Below are 14,976 nucleotides of genomic sequence, written 5' to 3'. Positions count from 1 at the left end.
GGAGAGGTCACGACCGGCGGGTGCCGGTCAAGGGGGGAAGGGTCAGCCCGCTGGCTGGAGCCGACCCGGTCCACGGGCGAGGGCGGCGTCCGCGTCGACGCCGCCGGGTCCGCCCTCGACGATCTCGGTGAGCAGCCGCTCCCAGTCGTGAAGGAAGCGGTCCACCCCGTGGCGGGCCAGGGCGGAGGCCCGTCCCGCGGCGCCCGCGGCGCGGGCGAGGTCGGGGTCGTCGCGATAGGTCCGCAGGCCCTCGTCCAGGACCCGCAGGTCGGTGGCGACGACGCCGGCATCGGCCGGCACGTCGACCGCCACCTCGGTGGTGGCCAGGGCCACCACCGGCATCCCGAGCATCATCGCCTCGATCAGCGACAGGCCAAGCGACGTCCAGCGCACCGGGTGCAGATAGACGCGTCGGCGCGCCATCTCGGTGTGCAGCAGGCCCTGCGGCAGGTCGCCGCCGATCGCGACGTCCGGGTGGGTCACGGCCTCGCCCAGGCGCTCGCTGCCGATCCCGAAGACGTCGAGACCGACGGTGTCGGCGAACCCGGCCAGCAGGTCGGTGCCGGTGACACGTCCGCGACGCACCGGCTCGTTGACGACGACCGCCGCCCGGCCGATCTCGCCGGTGTAGCGGTCACCGGGGTCGAGCACGCCGTGCTCGATCACCCGTGTCGGCGCCCGGCCGGTGTCCCACGCCAGGGCATTGAAGTGGGTGACGTGGACGACGGGGATGTCGTCGCGGTCGGCGAGCGGATGCCGCGTCGTCGGCACGTCACCCTTGGGGGTGTTGTGCTCGACGAACACCGCGGGCAGATCGACGCCGGGGCGCCGACCGGTCCAGCGTTCGGTCAGCTCGATCTCCTCGGGCCGCTGGAGCACCACCGCGTCGATCTCGTCGGCGCGCTCGCGCAGCTGCTCGGGGGTGGCCTCCTGGGCGCGTTCCGGCCAGTCCCACGCCGCCGGACGCCCGCCGCCCCAGGGGCCGCCCTCGGGCAGCACCGGGAGCAGACACGTGTGCCGGCCCTGCACGAAAGCCGTGCTCCAGGAGCCGTGCACGTGCCAGTGCAGGACGGTCCGCGGAACGGACGTCGCGGCGGGCGGGAAGGTCACCGGCGAGGTATTGGTTCCCGCCGGGGACCCATAAACTTCTCCCCCGGAACTACTACTCTCCGTACACGAGAGCACTCACTGCGGCGACGACGTCATCCGCGCGGACACTGTCGAGGCACGGGTGACCAGGAACGGGACAGTCCCTGGCGCGTGTGCCCCGGCACGGCGCCGCCTGATCACCGAGCAGAATTCGTCGCACTCCGTAAGGAGCCCACCGCTCCGGGGGCACCACGGGGGCGAACAACGAGACGACCGGCACACCCACCGCGGCCGCCAGATGGGCGGGTCCTGTGTTGCCCACCACCACCGCCCGCGCACCGCCAAGCACCGCCGCGAGCGCACCGAAGGACGTCCGCCCGCCGAGGTCCACGCCGTCGCGTCCGGCCACGCGCGCGGTGAGCGCGGCCTCGCCCGGCGCGCCCGTCACGACCACCCGGTGACCGGCGGCCGCGAGGGCCGCGACGCCCTCGGTCGCGCGGTGCGGCGACCACGCCCGCGCGGGCACCGACGCCCCGGGGTGCAGCACCACGTAGGGGCCGTCGACGCCGTGCACGGCGAGCGCGTCGGCGGCCTCGTGGCGGGCGTCGTCGTCGACCGTGACGGCGAGCCGCCCGTCGTCGCCCGCGGGGAGCGCGTGGCCGGCGCGGGCGGCAATCGCGAGCGCGCGCTCGGCCTCGGGGAGGTCGTCGGGCAGGTCGACGGTGGGGTCGAGCGCCGGGTCGCCGGGACGCAGGCGGACGTCGAGCAGGCTGCCGGGGTAGTCGGCCGAGGCCGCGGTGATCCGACCGAGGCCGGCCATGCGCAGCACGAGTGCGGTCGGCAACGGCGACTGGTGGAACGAGGTGAGCACCACCGCCTCGTCGGCACCCACCGCCGCGAGCCTGTCGACGACCTCCTCGGTGCCCTCGCGCGTCACGGGCGGGGGCTCACCGTCGACCCAGGGACAGCGCCACACCTCGACGGCGTCCACCCCGGGCAGCACGCCGGCCGCCTGGCGGCCGCGCGGCCCGACGAGCATGACGACCTCGTCGGCGCCCGCGGCCACGGCGCGCACCGCCGGTCCGGCGAGCAGGACGTCGCCGTCGCTGTCGAGGCGGACGACGAGCACCCTGCTCACAGTGCTGATCCCGATGGGCGGAACCCCAACAGCGTGACGGCCCCGGCCAGGTCGTCGGCGAGGATGCCGCGCGCCGCGGCGTCCTCGATCTCCTCGCGGCGGGTCGCGGCGGTCGGCACGAGCACCGCCCGCGCCCCGGCGGCGTCGGCGGCCCCGACGTCCGCGGCGATGTCGCCGATCACGGCCACGTCGGCGGGCTCGACGCCCAGGGCGGCGGCCGCGTCGAGCACCATGCCGGGCGCGGGCTTGCGGCAGGCGCACCCGTCGTCACTGCCGTGCGGGCACCACCGCCACACCGCGAACGGGCCGAGCAGCTCGGCGACCCGGGCGTTGACGGCCTCGACCTGCCCGGCGTCGAGCAGGCCGCGGGCGATGCCGGACTGGTTGCTGACGACGCCCACCGGGACGCCTTCCGCGCGGACACGCTCCAGCGCCGCCGCCGCGCCGGGCATGGCGCGCACGGCGTCGGGGTCGCCGTTGTAGGGGACGTCGACGACGAGGGTGCCGTCGCGGTCGAACAGCACCGCACGGGGCCGGGTGCTCACGGCCCGGGAGCACACCACGGACCGCGCGGCCCCGCACACCCGTCCCCCCGCGGTGTGGGGAGCGTGCGGCCCGCGAGCCGCATCGGTTTGTGGGTGGGGGGCCCGGGTACACGCCCGGAGACCGGGACCGCGCCGGTCCTGTCCGCTCGAACCGGACGTGACCGCCCTGGAGGGAACCGCGTTGATCCGTACCCAGCCCCCTGAGGACCGGGGTCCGGGTGCGCCGCGTGACGTGGAAGTACGTGTCCTGGCTCAGCCGGAGGCGCTCGTCACCGTGCGCACCGTCGCGGGCGATCTCGCGGCCCGCGCCGAGTTCCCCCTCGACGCCGTCGACGATCTCCGGCTCGCCGTGGACGAGGCGTGCACGTGCATGGCCGGGCTCGCCCGCCCGGGCACGAAGCTGACCGTCACCTTCACGGTGGACGACGACCGGATCACCGTCACCTCGTCCGTCTCGACGACGGGGCCGACCGGGCTGCCCACCACCACGTTCGCGTGGCGGGTGCTGACCGTCCTGGCCGACGACGTGCGTGTGCTCTCCGAGGCGCCCACCGCTCCCGGCGAGGCCCATCGCCTGGCCCTGCGGATGACGCTGGTGCGTCCCGCGCTCGGGGACCCGCTCGGGGCTTCCGACGACCAGCTGCCGCCGCGGGACGCCGCCGTGTCCTTCATGCCCGAGCGTCCCGGGAGCCCGGGGCCGTGACGCCGTCCCCCGACCCGGCGCCCCCTCCCCCTCCAGAGACGACGGATGTGACCTCCATCGACGCCATGGCTGCGACCACCACGACGAGCGAGACGGCCGACGCCGTCGACACCACCGACACCGCCCCGCGCCCTGCCCCGGACACCGCGACCAAGGACAACGGGTCCGGTGGACGGTCGAACGGGCGGCGCAGCTCCTCGCGCGGCGAGTACGACCACCTCATGCCGAAGCTCGCCGAGCACGCGAAGCTCGAGATGGGCTCGCCGGAGCGGCTGCGGCTGCGCGACGAGCTGGTACGCGGGCACCTGCCGGTCGCCCAGCACATCGCGCGGCGCTTCTCGCGTCGCGGCGAGCCGGAGGAGGACCTCGAGCAGGTCGCGACCCTCGGGCTGATCAACGCCGTCGACCGGTACGACCCGGACCGCGGCACCGACTTCCTGTCCTACGCGGTCCCGACGATCACCGGCGAGGTCCGCCGGCACTTCCGTGACCAGGCCTGGTCGATGCGCGTACCGCGCCGGCTCAAGGACCTCAACGTCACGCTGTCGGCGGCGATGTCGCAGATGTCGCAGACCCTGGGCCGCGCCCCGAACGCCCCCGAGCTGGCCGAGCACCTGGGCATCTCCAAGGAGGAGGTGCTCGAGGCGCTCGAGGCGTCGAACGCCTACCGCAGCGGCTCGCTCGACGAGATGCTCGTCGACGACCCCGACTCCGGGAAGGTGTCCGACCTGCTCGGCGAGGCCGACGCCGCCCTCGAGCAGGTCGAATACCAGCAGACGCTGGCCCCGCTGCTCGAGAAGCTGCCCCAGCGCGAGCGGACGATCATCAAGCTGCGCTTCTTCGGCAACCTGACGCAGTCGCAGATCGCCGAGCACGTCGGCATCTCCCAGATGCACGTCTCCCGCCTGCTCGCGAAGACGCTGGTCCAGCTGCGCGGGGACGTCGGCGACGCGCGGTGAGCCCCCGCCCGACGGCCGTCGTCCTGCGCGACCTCGGCCTGGGCGATCTGCTCGTCGCCGTCCCCGCCCTGCGGCTGCTGCGCCGGACCCTTCCCGACCACGAGATCGTCCTCGTGGCCCCGGACGCCCTGGCGCCGCTCGTGGCGCGCATCGAGGCGGTGGACACCCACGTGAGCGATGTTCCCGGCCATAGCCGGGAACATCGCTCACGGGTGGACGTCGCGGTGAACCTCCACGGGCGCGGGCCCGAGAGCCACGCGCGCCTCGACGCGCTGGGCCCGGACCGGCGGATCGGGCACGTGGCACCGGGCTGGGACGGGCCGGCGTGGGTCGACGACCCGGCGCGCCCCGAACGACGGCGCTGGTGCGACCTGCTCGCCGCGACCGGTCTGGTCGACGCCACGGCCGCGCGGGACGGGGCCGACGACCTCACGCTGCCCGGGCGCCGGGCCGTCGCCTCCGGGCCCGTCGTCGTGCACCCCGGCGCCGCCTACGGGGCCAAGCGCTGGCCGGCCGAGCGGTTCGCCGCGTGCGCCGCCGCCCTGCAGGCGCGGGGCCACCCGGTGGTCGTCACCGGCGGCCCGGGCGAGCACCGGCTCACCGCCGAGGTCGTGGCCCGGGCGGGCCTGCCCGTGGACGCCGACCTCGGCGGGCGCACCGACCTCGCCGGCCTGCTCGACCTCGTCGCCGCCTCCGCGCTCGTCCTCGCGGGCGACACCGGCATCAGCCACGTCGCGACGGCGTTCGGCACGCCCTCGGTCACCCTGTTCGGTCCCGTGCCCCCGACGCCGTGGGGCCCGCCGCCCGGCGGCCCCCACGTCGTGCTCGGTGACGACACCGTCCGGCGCGGCGAGCGCTTCGCCGACGACCCCGACCCCGCACTGCTCGCCGTCACGCCCGAGGACGTGCTGGCCGCGCTCCCCTCCCCCGCCGCCATGGCTTCGCCACGTGAGTGATCCAGGTCGTCAGGACGACCCAGATCGCTCACGTGGCGAAGCCATCACCGCCTAGCATCACGAACCGTGAGGCTGCGCTACGAGCTCCTGGGCTGTGCGCAGCACGGGCACGCGCTCGTCGGCACCGACGCGGCCACGGTCCGTACGCAGGACGCGCAGCTCGTGCGCACGGACGCCGACGGCCTGCGCTGGCACCGCTGCCTGCGCTGCGACGCCTGGGAGCCCCGCGCGGCGCCCACGACACCCACCCGGGAGACCGCCCCCGGGCCCGACGAGATCGAGGTCCCGCTGCGCGGCCGCCCGCTGCGCGACCGCTACGTGCTGCGCCTCATCGCCCTCGACCGCGCCCTGCACGTCGTCGGCCTCGGGCTGCTCGGCACCGCCGTGCTGCTGTTCGCCGCCTACCGCGAGAGCTGGGGCCCGACCGTGGGCCAGATCGTCGGCATCCTCCAGGCGAGCCTCGGCGGCCCGGTCGGTCACGGTGGCCCGACGCTGCTCGTCGAGGTCGAGCGCGCCTTCGCCGTCCCGTCCTCCACGCTCTACTGGCTCGCGCTCGTGCTGCTCGCCTACGCGACGCTCGAGGCCGTCGAGGCGGTCGGGCTCTGGTACGCGCGGCGCTGGGCGGAGTACCTGACGTTCGTCGCCACCACCGTCCTGCTCGCGCCCGAGCTCTGGGAGCTGAGCCACGGACCGACGCCGACGAAGATCCTCGCCCTGGTGGTCAACATCGCCGTGATCGTCTATCTCCTCGTCGCCAAGCGCCTGTTCGGGGTGCGGGGCGGCGGCCGCGCCGAGGAGGCCGAGCGCGCCCACGACACCGGGTGGCCCGCGGTGGAGCGGGCCGGTCCCGGCATCGATCGGCTGACGCCGCGCTGAAGACTCGTCACACGTGGGTGGCGATCGGCCGTCGGAGGTAGAGGACGGTTCCGCGACGATCTCCTCGGGGCCGGTCCCGGCCGCACCCCGCGGGCTGCCGCACACGCCCGACCCCGCCTGGCACGACGCCCCCGGCCACTGGTCGGAGCTCCTGGGCCGCGCCGGCCTCGTCGCCTACGGGATCGTGCACCTCCTGCTGGCCTGGCTCGCCGCGTCCCTCGCCGCGCTCGGCGCGATGTCGCCGGTCGACCAGGGCGGCGCCGTCGCGATCGTCGCCCGCAGCGGGATCCTCGGGCGCGTCCTGCTCGTCGTGGCGACGGTGTGCCTCGTGACCTTCGCGGTCTGGCAGGTCCGCGCGGGCACCGTCGGGTTCGTGGGTCGAGGGGCGCGGCCTGCGCCGGCGCAAGCGCATCGGCGCGTACGCCAAGGCCCTCGGCGTCGGCGGCGTCGCCTCCCTGGCCGTGCGGGTCCTCGTGACCGGCCCCGGCGACGGTTCCGACCTGCGGGTGGTGACCACCGAGCTGTTCGCCCTGCCCGGCGGCCGGCTCCTCGTCCTCGTCGTCGCGATCGTCGTGCTGATCACGGCGGTCGCCACCGCGTTCACCGGCATCCGCGCGACCTTCCTCGGCGACCTCGTCCCCGAGAAGCTCACCCCGCGCCTGCGCCACCTCGCCCGCTGGCTCGGCGCGGTGGGCAACCTGACCCGCGCCGTCGTCTTCGCCGGGGTCGGCGTCCTCGGCCCTCGAGGCCGTCCTCGACGACGCCCCGGACGAGGTCGCGGGGCTCGACGTCGCGCTGCGCACCGTCGCCGAGCACACGCTGGGCACGACGGCGCTGACGATCGCGAGCCTCGGCTTCGCCGCCTACGGCCTGTACTGCCTGGTCGACGCCGACGCCCGGCATCCCTGAACGGCCACCGACACCCGGGGGCGTCGCGGCACCCACAGCCCCGCCACGGCGCCCGCGGCCGTGAGCGCGGCGCACACGGCCATCGTGGGCACGAACCCGGCGAGGAAGTCGGCGGCATCGGCATAGCCTCCGAGCGGCGCGAACACCGCCACGAGCAGCGCCAGGCCCAGCACCCCACCGAGCTCGCGCAGCGTGCTGTTCACCCCGGCCGCCTTGCCGACGTCGGCCGGCCCGAGCCCGCCCAGCACCGCGTTCGCCGCGGCGGGTATGGCCAGCGAGCCGCCGACGCTCGAGACGAGGAAGCCGGGCACGAGGTCGACGTAGGAGAGGTCCGGGGACGCCGCGGCCAGCGCGACCCACGCCGTCCCCAGCGCCGTGAGCACCAACCCCACCACGAGCGGCGGGCGGTTGCCGATCCGGTCGGCCAGCATGCCGCCGACCGGCCCGAGCACGACCAGCGCCGACGTCCACGCCATGAGCCCGAGCCCGGCCTCCAGCGGCGAGAACCCGAGGCCGACGGCGAGGAGCTGCGAGTAGAAGAAGACGCCGCCGAAGACCGAGACGAACAGGCCGACGGTCGCGAGGTTGCCCGCGACGAACCCGGGCGCGCGCAGCAGCCGGCCGGGCAGCAGCGGCTCGGACGCCCGGCGCTGCCGGAGCACGAAGGCCACCGCCAGCGCCGCGGCGGCGACGAGGGACGCGAGCACCTCGACCGATCCCCAGCCCGCCAGATTGCCCTGCGTCAGGGCCCACACCAGCGCGAGCGCGCCGGCCGCGAGCAGCACCACGCCGGGGGTGTCCAGGCGGGTGTCACCGCCACGGGACTCCGGCACCACCGCGAGCACGAGGGGCACGACCACCAGCCCGATCGGCACGTTGAGCCAGAACACGAACTCCCACCCGACGACGTCGGTGACGACCCCGCCGAGCCCGGGCCCGGCGAGCACGGCGAGGCCCGTGACGCCCTCGAGGACGCCGAGGGCGCGTCCGCGCTGCTCGGGCGGGTACGCGGCGCCGACGAGGGTCAGCGCGAGCGCGGTCACCGCGGCGGCGCCGACGCCCTGGACCGCGCGGGCGACCACCAGCGTCGGGACGTCCGGGGCCAGCGCGCAGGCGGCCGAGGCGAGGGTGAACACCACCAGGCCGCCGGTGAAGATCCGCCGTCGTCCGAAGCGGTCACCCAGCGCCGCCGCCGGGACGAGCAGCACGGCGAGCGTGAGGTTGTAGGCGTTCACGGTCCACTCGAGTGCCTCGACGCCGCCGCCGAGGTCCCGGCGGATCGTCGTCAGGGCCGTCGAGACGACCAGCGTGTCCAGCGCGCACATCAGCGAGGTCACCGATGCGAGCAGCAGCACCCCGGTGCGCTGTCGCGGAGACATGACCCGTCCTCCTCCGACTCCTTGCGGGGGCTGTCCCCGCACTCGTGGGTGAGACTCGGTTCGTCGGCAGGACTCATCGGTACGTCGGTGATATCGACCGAGAAGGAGCTGTGACCCGTGCCGCGACCGGTTGTGCCGCCACCACCTCGGGTACGCCCGGGCGGTGCCCCGTCGACCCGCACCGATCGCTGCGTGCCTGGCGCTCGCCCGGGACGTCGGATCGACGTTGCGTGGGCGTGACCTCGCCGCCGTCGCGGCCGGACTGACCTACTTCGCCGCCCTCGGCGTCGTGCCGTGGCTGCTGCTCGCGGTGTGGGGCGCGGCGCTGCTCACGTCGCCGGAGACGGTCGGCGCGTACCTCGCCGACCTGCGTCTGCTCGTGCCGCCGGAGATGGGCGCGCGGCCGGTCTACGACGCCCTCGTGCGCGCCGGGCTCGACCTCGGTCCGTGGGGTGCGCTCGTCACCGTCTTCCCGGCCACCTTCTACGGCGAGGGCCTGCGGCGCGCATGCCTGCGTCTCGCGCCGCGCCACGACCGCTTCACGGGATGGCGCGCGCGCCTCGCGCTCCTGCCGTTGGTCCTCGCGGTCCCGGTGCTCGCCCTCGGGGTGTTCGCCGCCGCACCCCTGATGGCCGACCTCGCCCGCGCCGGCGGGTTCGGGGGGACCCTGGGCCAGATCGTCGTCGCGTTCCACGTCTCCTTCGTCGCGCTCGGGGTCGTGATCGCCTGGGGGTTCCGCGTGGTCGCACCCGGTGGCCCCGGATGGCGGGCCACCCTGATCGGGGCGTTCGGGACCGCCGCGGTGCTCGCCGGCTTCCTCCAGGGCTTCCTGCTGTTCCTCGCCCTGCCGCTCGACCTCGGCATCCCGTTCGGCGGGCTCGACGTCGTCGGCGCGACGGTCGCGATCGCCCTCTGGATGTTCGTGCTCCACGTGCTGCTGCTGACGGGCTGGGCGGTCACCGACGCGCTCGACCGGCGTCCGCGATCAGTTCGGGTCGCGGAGCCGCCCGTCCGGGAGTCCGCGCCCGTCGCGGTGGGGGCCGGCCGATGAGCCACGCGACCCGCGTCCGGCCCGCCGTCACCGGCCACCCGGGCGTCCGCCCGACCCTGCACGCCGTGCCCTGGGCGCTCGGCGCCGGCGTGGTCGGCGTGCAGATCGCCTTCCCGCTCACCGGCGGCGGGACGCCGACGCTCACCGTGCTCGCGGTGGTCCTCTTCGCCTGCGCCTCGGTGGGGCACGCCCTGCTCACCCGCGGTCCCGGCGCCGCCGTCGGCCTCGTCGTCGTCGCGGGCGGGGGCGGCCTGGCGGCCGAGGCGATCGGGCTCGCCACCGGCCTGCCGTTCGGCCAGTACGCCTACACCGGCTCGCTCGGTACCGCCGTGCTCGGCGTGCCGCTGGTCGTCCCGGCGGCGTGGATCATGATGGCCTACCCGTCTCTGATCGTCGGGCGACGTCTGGCCGCGGCGCTCGGCCGGGGGCGGGGCGTCACCACCGTGCTCGGGGCCTGGGCGCTGGCCACCTGGGACGTGTTCCTCGACCCGCAGATGGTCGAGGCCGGCCACTGGTACTGGCTCGAGCCGTGGCCGACGCTGCCCGGCGTGCCGGGCATCCCGGTGTCCAACTTCGCCGGGTGGCTGCTCGTCGCCCTGCTGATGATCGCCGCGCTGGACCGCGTCCTGCCCGACCGCCACGACGGCGACGACCGGCTACCGCTGGCGCTGTGGTGCTGGACGTTCCTGTCGTCGACGATGGCCGCCGCGGTGTTCTTCGGCCGGCCCTCGGTCGCGCTCGTCGGCGGGCTGCTCATGGGTCTCGTCGGGGTGCCGCTGCTGGTGGTGCTCTCCCGCCGCGGGAGCGACGCGTGACGCTCGTCGGGATCGGCACGACGCTCGCCCTCGCCTCGCTCGGCCTCACCGTCGACAACCTGCGGCGCCTGCCCGTCCCCGGCCCGGACGCGCCGCCGCCGGGCGAGCGCGTCGCGGTGCTCGTGCCGGCGCGCGATGAGGCGGCGGGCATTGGCGACGCCGTGCGGGCCCTGCTCGTGGCCGTCGAGGGCTGGACCGCGCCGGTGGAGATCGTGGTGCTCGACGACGGGTCCACCGACGGCACCGGCGCGCGGGTGCGGGAGCTCGGCGACCCGCGGGTGCGCGTGCTCGACGGCGTGCCGCCCCCGCCCGGCTGGCTGGCGAAACCCTGGGCCTGCCACCAGCTCGTGGGCGCGGCACACCCGGGCACCGGGGTGTTCGTCTTCGTCGACGCCGACGTCCGCGTCGCGCCGCACGGCCTCGCCGCCACCGTCGACCTGCTGCGCCGCCGGGGGCTCGACCTCGTCTCGCCGCACCCGCGTCAGCTCGCCGAGGGCGGCGCCGAGCGCCTGGTCCAACCGCTGCTGGCGTGGTCGTGGCTCGCGATGCTGCCGCTGCGGGCCGCCGAGCTCTCGTCCCGCCCGACGCTGACCGCGGCCAACGGGCAGCTGCTCGCCGTCGACGCGCAGGCCTACCGGGCCGCCGGCGGCCACGCCCGCGGCGAGGTCCTCGACGACCTCGCCCTGCTCCGGGCGCTCAAGCGGGTCGGGGGCCACGGCATCGTCGCCGACGGCACGCACGTCGCGACGTGCCGCATGTACCGGGGTGCCGGCGAGCTGCGCGAGGGCTACGCGAAGTCGTTGTGGGCCGCGTTCGGTTCGCCGGCGGGCGCCGCCGGGGTGCTCGCGCTCCTCGGCCTGACCTACGTCCTGCCCGCGCTGGCGGCGCTGGGCGGCTCGCGGGTCGGGCTGGTGGGCTACCTCGCGGGGGTCGCGAGCCGGGCGCTCGCCGCCCGGCGGACGGGCGCGCGGGTCCGCGACGCGGTCGCCCACCCCGTGTCCGTGCTCGCGGTCGGCGCGCTGACCGTCGACTCCCTGCGGCGCCGGCGCGCGGGCACGCTGCGCTGGCGGGGCAGGCCCGTCGAGGCCGCGCCGGGGTCACGGTCCGAGCGGCGGTCCGGGCAGCGGTCCGCGGCGTGACCGACCCGCGCGTCGTGGTCGTCGGCGGCGGGCTCGGCGGGCTGGCGGCGGCGGCGCGGCTGGCCGCCACCGGCTCCCCGGTGACGCTGCTCGAGCAGGCCGACCGGGTCGGCGGGAAGCTCGGCACCGTCGAGCTCGGCGGCTTCCGCTTCGACACCGGCCCGTCCCTCGTGACCATGCCCGCGGTGTTCGAGCGGCTCTTCGCCGACACCGGGGCGCCCCTGCACGACGTCCTCGACCTGCGGCGCCTCGACGTCGCCGCGCGCTACCGGTTCGACGACGGCGTGGAGCTCGACCTGCCCGGCGAGCGCCCGGAGATCGCGCCGGCGATGGACGCCGCGCTCGGGGACGGGGCCGGCGCGCAGTGGGAGGCGTTCCTGCGCCACGCCGAGCGCGTGTGGGACGTGACCCACGAGCACTTCTTGGAGTCGCCGGTCTCCCCGGGCGGGCTCGCGCGCCTGTCGCTGCGGGTCCGCGACCTGTTCGCCGTCGCCCCCTGGCGCAGCCTGCGCGGGGCGGGCGCGCGCCACCTCCGCGACCCGCGCCTGGGCCTGCTGCTCGACCGCTACGCCACCTACTCCGGCTCCGACCCGCGCCGGGCCCCCGCCGCGCTGGCCGTCGTGCCGTACGTGGAGCAGCAGTTCGGGTCCTGGTACGTGCCCGGCGGGCTGCGCCGGCTCGCGGAGGTGGTCGCGGACCGGTGCCGGGCGCTCGGGGTGACGCTGCGGACCGGGGAGCGGGTGACGTCGATCGACACCGCCGGCGGGCGGGTGCGCGGGGTGCGGCTCGGGTCCGGGGAGGGCGTGCCGGCCGACGTGGTCGTCGCGAACGCCGACGCGGCGACGGTCTACGGGCCCGGAGGGCTCCTCCCCCACCCGCCGTCGGCGCGGCGGCTGGCCCGCACCACGCCGTCGTCGTCGGGGTTCGTGCTGCTGCTCGGGCTCGACGGCCGGGACCCGGGGACCCCGCACCACCGGGTGCTCTTCCCGCCGTCGCGCGCGGCCTACGACGCGGAGTTCGACGCGTACCGCGGCGCCGAGCCGCCGACCGCCCCGGCGGTGTACGTGCACGCCCCCGACGACCCCGCGCTGCGCCCCGACGACGACTCCGAGGCGTGGTTCGTGCTGGTCACCGCCCCGCGCCACGATCCGGGCGGCGGCGTCGACTGGGACGCGCCGGGGCTCGCGGAGCGGTACGCCGAGCGCATCCTCGCGCTGATGGCCGAGCGGGGCGTGGACGTCCGGCACCGCATCCGCCACTGCGCGGTGCGCACGCCGGCCGACCTCGAGCGCGAGACCCTCTCGCCCGGCGGCTCGATCTACGGCACCTCGTCCGACGGCGCCCTCGCGGCGTTCCTGCGCCCGGCCAACCGCTCGCCGGTCGACGGGCTCTACCTCGTCGGTGGCTCCGCCCACCCCGGCGGCGGCCTCCCCCTCGTCACCCTGTCCGCCGAGATCACCGCGCGCCTCGTACGTGAGCGGAATTCACGGCTATAGCCGTGAATTCCGCTCACGGGGGCTCACGCACGTAGTCGGCGGCGAACCGTCACGACCACCTGGGTGAAGCCGACGACCGCGAGCACCGCGGCGATGCCGACCGCGATCGTCGCCGCCGGCAGGGTCGGGCTCACGAGGGCCCCGAGCAGCCCCAGCGCCGTGACGATCACCCGCGACGGGCGCTCCCACACGCTCACGACGCCGATGTCGGGCAGCCGCGCCGAGGCCCGCACCGACTCCTGGAGCAGCGTCAGCACACCCACCCCGGCCGCGAGCCATCCCGGCGCGCCCGCCAGCACCAGCGCCACGAGGAACGCGACATCCCCGATGCGGTCGACGAGCGGATCGAGCACGCGTCCCCATGCCGTGGCGGTGTCGGTCAGCACGGCCACGGCGCCGTCCAGCCCGTCGAGCAGCGCGCACACGACCGCCAGCACCGCCCCGACCAGCAGGCCCCACCGCCCGGCCAGGACCGCGAGCGGCACCGCCACCCCGCACAGCGCCGACGCCCCCGTCAGCACCCACGGCGGCACGCGCCGGCGCGCCAGCGGCCGCACGACGACGAACACGAGGCGCAGCCACACGAGGACCGGCCCGCGCGGCTCGATCCCCCCGTGCGCCGCCGACCAGCGAGCGAGGAAGTCGGGAAGGGACGTCACTGCTCCCGCACGACCTCCGCCGGGTCCTTGTCGATGCGCAGGCCCTGGTAGCGCGGGTGGCGTAGCCGGCCGTCGGTGGTCCACTCGCCGAACCCGACCGCGCACACCAGCTCCGGCCGCACCCAGTGCTGGCCCTTCTCGCGGACGGCGTCGGCGAAGGGGCACTCGTCGGTCGACAGGGGGTCGAGGCGGTCGCGCAGCATCGCCAGCGTCGCGGCGTCGTAGCCGGTGCCGACCTTGCCCGCGTACCGCAACCCGTCCACCCCGGTGGCGTGGTACCCCACCAGCAGCGCCCCCAGCCCGCGCCGCGAGCCCGACGGATCGGTCCAGCCGCCGATGACGAACTCCTGGTCGCGCACGCACTTGAGCTTGAGCCAGTCGCGGCTGCGCCCCCCGACCACGTACGGCGCGTCGCTGCGCTTGGCGATCAGCCCCTCCCAGCCCCCGGCGCACGCCTCGGTGAGCAGGTCGGAGGGGTCGCCCTCGAGGGCGGCCGAGCGGAACAGCGGCGCCTGCACGTCGACGACGGCGTCCAGGATCCGGTGCCGCGTCGACTGCGGGAGCCGTGTGACGTCGATGCCGTCGAGCACCAGCAGGTCGAACAGGTGCGCCTCGATCTCCACCCCGGTGCGCCGTGCCCGGTTCGGGTCCTGGAGGTGCATGCGTGCCTGCAGGCTCGAGAACGTCCCGTCGGCGGCGGTGATCTCCCCGTCGAGCACGAAGCTCGCCGGCCCGTGCTCGTCGAGGGCCTCGACGATCTCGGGGTAGCTCGCGTCCATCGGCTTCTGGTTGCGCGACCACAGCCGCGTCGACTGCCCGCGCTCCCGGGTCGCGATCATCCGGACGCCGTCGAGCTTGCGCTCGAACACCCAGCCTGCACCCGGCGGGTGATCCTTCGACAGCGTCGCGAGCATCGGCGCCCGGTACCCCGCGTCGTCGGCCCGGCGCAGTGCGCGCTGCTGCTCGGGCGGGAGGTCCCACACGTCGTCCGGCACCCCGCCTTCCTACCGCCTACGGTCGCGCCATGAGCGAGCAGCGCAACGAGGCCGCGAACATCGAGCAGCGCTACGTCGCGGAGTACAACGACGAGGAGGCGCTGGTCGAGGGCCTCGACCCCGCCAAGCCCCGCGAGCAGAAGACCTCCGACGCGGTCGCCGCATCGGGTGACGACGTCGAGGAGCACGTCGACGAGATGACCGACCCCGAGCGGTGACACCGCGGTGGTGACCCGTCGGTAACCGGGGCGTGGCGGAGCGTCGTGC

General features: G+C 75.9%; 15 protein-coding genes and 3 pseudogenes. 12 read left to right on the top strand and 6 right to left on the bottom strand.

Annotated features, from left to right (window positions below):
• Positions 1-42: 42 nt before the first annotated feature.
• The 3 genes from OG774_RS29545 to OG774_RS29535 are packed head-to-tail and all read right to left on the bottom strand — an operon-like array spanning position 43 to position 2,772.
• The gene (locus tag OG774_RS29545) at positions 43-1,110 is read right to left on the bottom strand and encodes a glycosyltransferase (RefSeq protein WP_328305878.1); all 1,068 of its coding nucleotides are present in this window, start codon (positions 1,108-1,110) and stop codon (positions 43-45) included.
• A gap of 52 nt (positions 1,111-1,162) precedes the next feature.
• Entirely contained in the window at positions 1,163-2,227 is a 1,065-nt protein-coding gene (locus OG774_RS29540) for a glycosyltransferase family 9 protein (protein WP_328305877.1), read from the bottom strand.
• On the bottom strand, positions 2,224-2,772 hold the full coding sequence (locus OG774_RS29535) for a D-glycero-alpha-D-manno-heptose-1,7-bisphosphate 7-phosphatase (RefSeq protein WP_328305876.1): 549 nt from the start codon (positions 2,770-2,772) through the stop codon (positions 2,224-2,226). The genes OG774_RS29540 and OG774_RS29535 overlap by 4 nt, the downstream gene beginning before the upstream one ends.
• Before the next feature lie 232 nt (positions 2,773-3,004).
• On the opposite strand from OG774_RS29535, the gene OG774_RS29530 reads away from it, so the two are divergent.
• The 7 genes and pseudogenes from OG774_RS29530 to OG774_RS29945 all read left to right on the top strand — a co-directional run.
• Positions 3,005-3,475 (top strand): ATP-binding protein, encoded by a 471-nt coding sequence (locus tag OG774_RS29530; protein ID WP_328305875.1) that lies wholly within the window; start codon positions 3,005-3,007, stop codon positions 3,473-3,475.
• A 221-nt stretch (positions 3,476-3,696) separates the two neighbouring features.
• Entirely contained in the window at positions 3,697-4,434 is a 738-nt protein-coding gene (locus OG774_RS29525; RefSeq protein WP_274191699.1) for a SigB/SigF/SigG family RNA polymerase sigma factor, read from the top strand.
• Positions 4,431-5,390, top strand: a complete 960-nt coding sequence (locus OG774_RS29520) for a glycosyltransferase family 9 protein (RefSeq protein WP_328305874.1) — start codon at positions 4,431-4,433, stop codon at positions 5,388-5,390. Before OG774_RS29525 ends, OG774_RS29520 begins: the two co-directional genes overlap by 4 nt.
• Before the next feature lie 66 nt (positions 5,391-5,456).
• Positions 5,457-6,266, top strand: a complete 810-nt coding sequence (locus OG774_RS29515; RefSeq protein WP_328305873.1) for a DUF2127 domain-containing protein — start codon at positions 5,457-5,459, stop codon at positions 6,264-6,266.
• Between the two features lie 13 nt (positions 6,267-6,279).
• Positions 6,280-6,615 (top strand): annotated as a pseudogene (locus OG774_RS29955) (DUF1206 domain-containing protein); the annotation flags it as partial.
• A gap of 43 nt (positions 6,616-6,658) precedes the next feature.
• Positions 6,659-6,865, top strand: a pseudogene (locus OG774_RS29950) (DUF1206 domain-containing protein); the annotation flags it as partial.
• Between the two features lie 190 nt (positions 6,866-7,055).
• A pseudogene (locus OG774_RS29945) lies at positions 7,056-7,175 on the top strand (DUF1206 domain-containing protein); the annotation flags it as partial.
• Here OG774_RS29945 and OG774_RS29510 read toward each other — a convergent pair.
• Positions 7,130-8,554: an MFS transporter gene (locus OG774_RS29510; RefSeq protein WP_328305872.1), complete on the bottom strand. Its 1,425-nt coding sequence runs from the start codon at positions 8,552-8,554 to the stop codon at positions 7,130-7,132. The pseudogene OG774_RS29945 and the gene OG774_RS29510 overlap by 46 nt on opposite strands.
• Positions 8,555-8,717: 163 nt before the next feature.
• On the opposite strand from OG774_RS29510, the gene OG774_RS29505 reads away from it, so the two are divergent.
• Genes OG774_RS29505 through OG774_RS29490 form a run of 4 tightly spaced genes read left to right on the top strand, consistent with a single transcriptional unit; the run spans position 8,718 to position 13,055 of the window.
• On the top strand, positions 8,718-9,605 hold the full coding sequence (locus tag OG774_RS29505; RefSeq protein ID WP_328305870.1) for a YhjD/YihY/BrkB family envelope integrity protein: 888 nt from the start codon (positions 8,718-8,720) through the stop codon (positions 9,603-9,605).
• Positions 9,602-10,420 (top strand): carotenoid biosynthesis protein, encoded by an 819-nt coding sequence (locus OG774_RS29500; protein WP_328305869.1) that lies wholly within the window; start codon positions 9,602-9,604, stop codon positions 10,418-10,420. Before OG774_RS29505 ends, OG774_RS29500 begins: the two co-directional genes overlap by 4 nt.
• Positions 10,417-11,559, top strand: a complete 1,143-nt coding sequence (locus OG774_RS29495; protein WP_328305868.1) for a glycosyltransferase — start codon at positions 10,417-10,419, stop codon at positions 11,557-11,559. Before OG774_RS29500 ends, OG774_RS29495 begins: the two co-directional genes overlap by 4 nt.
• Positions 11,556-13,055 (top strand): phytoene desaturase family protein, encoded by a 1,500-nt coding sequence (locus OG774_RS29490; protein WP_328305867.1) that lies wholly within the window; start codon positions 11,556-11,558, stop codon positions 13,053-13,055. The genes OG774_RS29495 and OG774_RS29490 overlap by 4 nt, the downstream gene beginning before the upstream one ends.
• Positions 13,056-13,078: 23 nt before the next feature.
• On the opposite strand, the gene OG774_RS29485 is transcribed toward OG774_RS29490, so the two are convergent.
• Complete coding sequence (locus tag OG774_RS29485; RefSeq protein WP_328305866.1) at positions 13,079-13,714, bottom strand: CDP-alcohol phosphatidyltransferase family protein; 636 nt, start codon at positions 13,712-13,714, stop codon at positions 13,079-13,081.
• Entirely contained in the window at positions 13,711-14,709 is a 999-nt protein-coding gene (ligD, locus tag OG774_RS29480) for a non-homologous end-joining DNA ligase (RefSeq protein ID WP_328305865.1), read from the bottom strand. Before ligD ends, OG774_RS29485 begins: the two co-directional genes overlap by 4 nt.
• Positions 14,710-14,738: 29 nt before the next feature.
• On the opposite strand from ligD, the gene OG774_RS29475 reads away from it, so the two are divergent.
• Entirely contained in the window at positions 14,739-14,927 is a 189-nt protein-coding gene (locus tag OG774_RS29475; RefSeq protein WP_328305864.1) for a hypothetical protein, read from the top strand.
• Positions 14,928-14,976: the final 49 nt, after the last annotated feature.

It is taken from the genome of Actinomycetospora sp. NBC_00405 (assembly GCF_036044095.1).
In the GTDB taxonomy this organism is placed as follows: domain Bacteria; phylum Actinomycetota; class Actinomycetes; order Mycobacteriales; family Pseudonocardiaceae; genus Actinomycetospora; species Actinomycetospora callitridis.
Note: the sequence above shows the minus strand (reverse complement) of the source record. Positions and strands in the feature narration are given on the sequence as shown.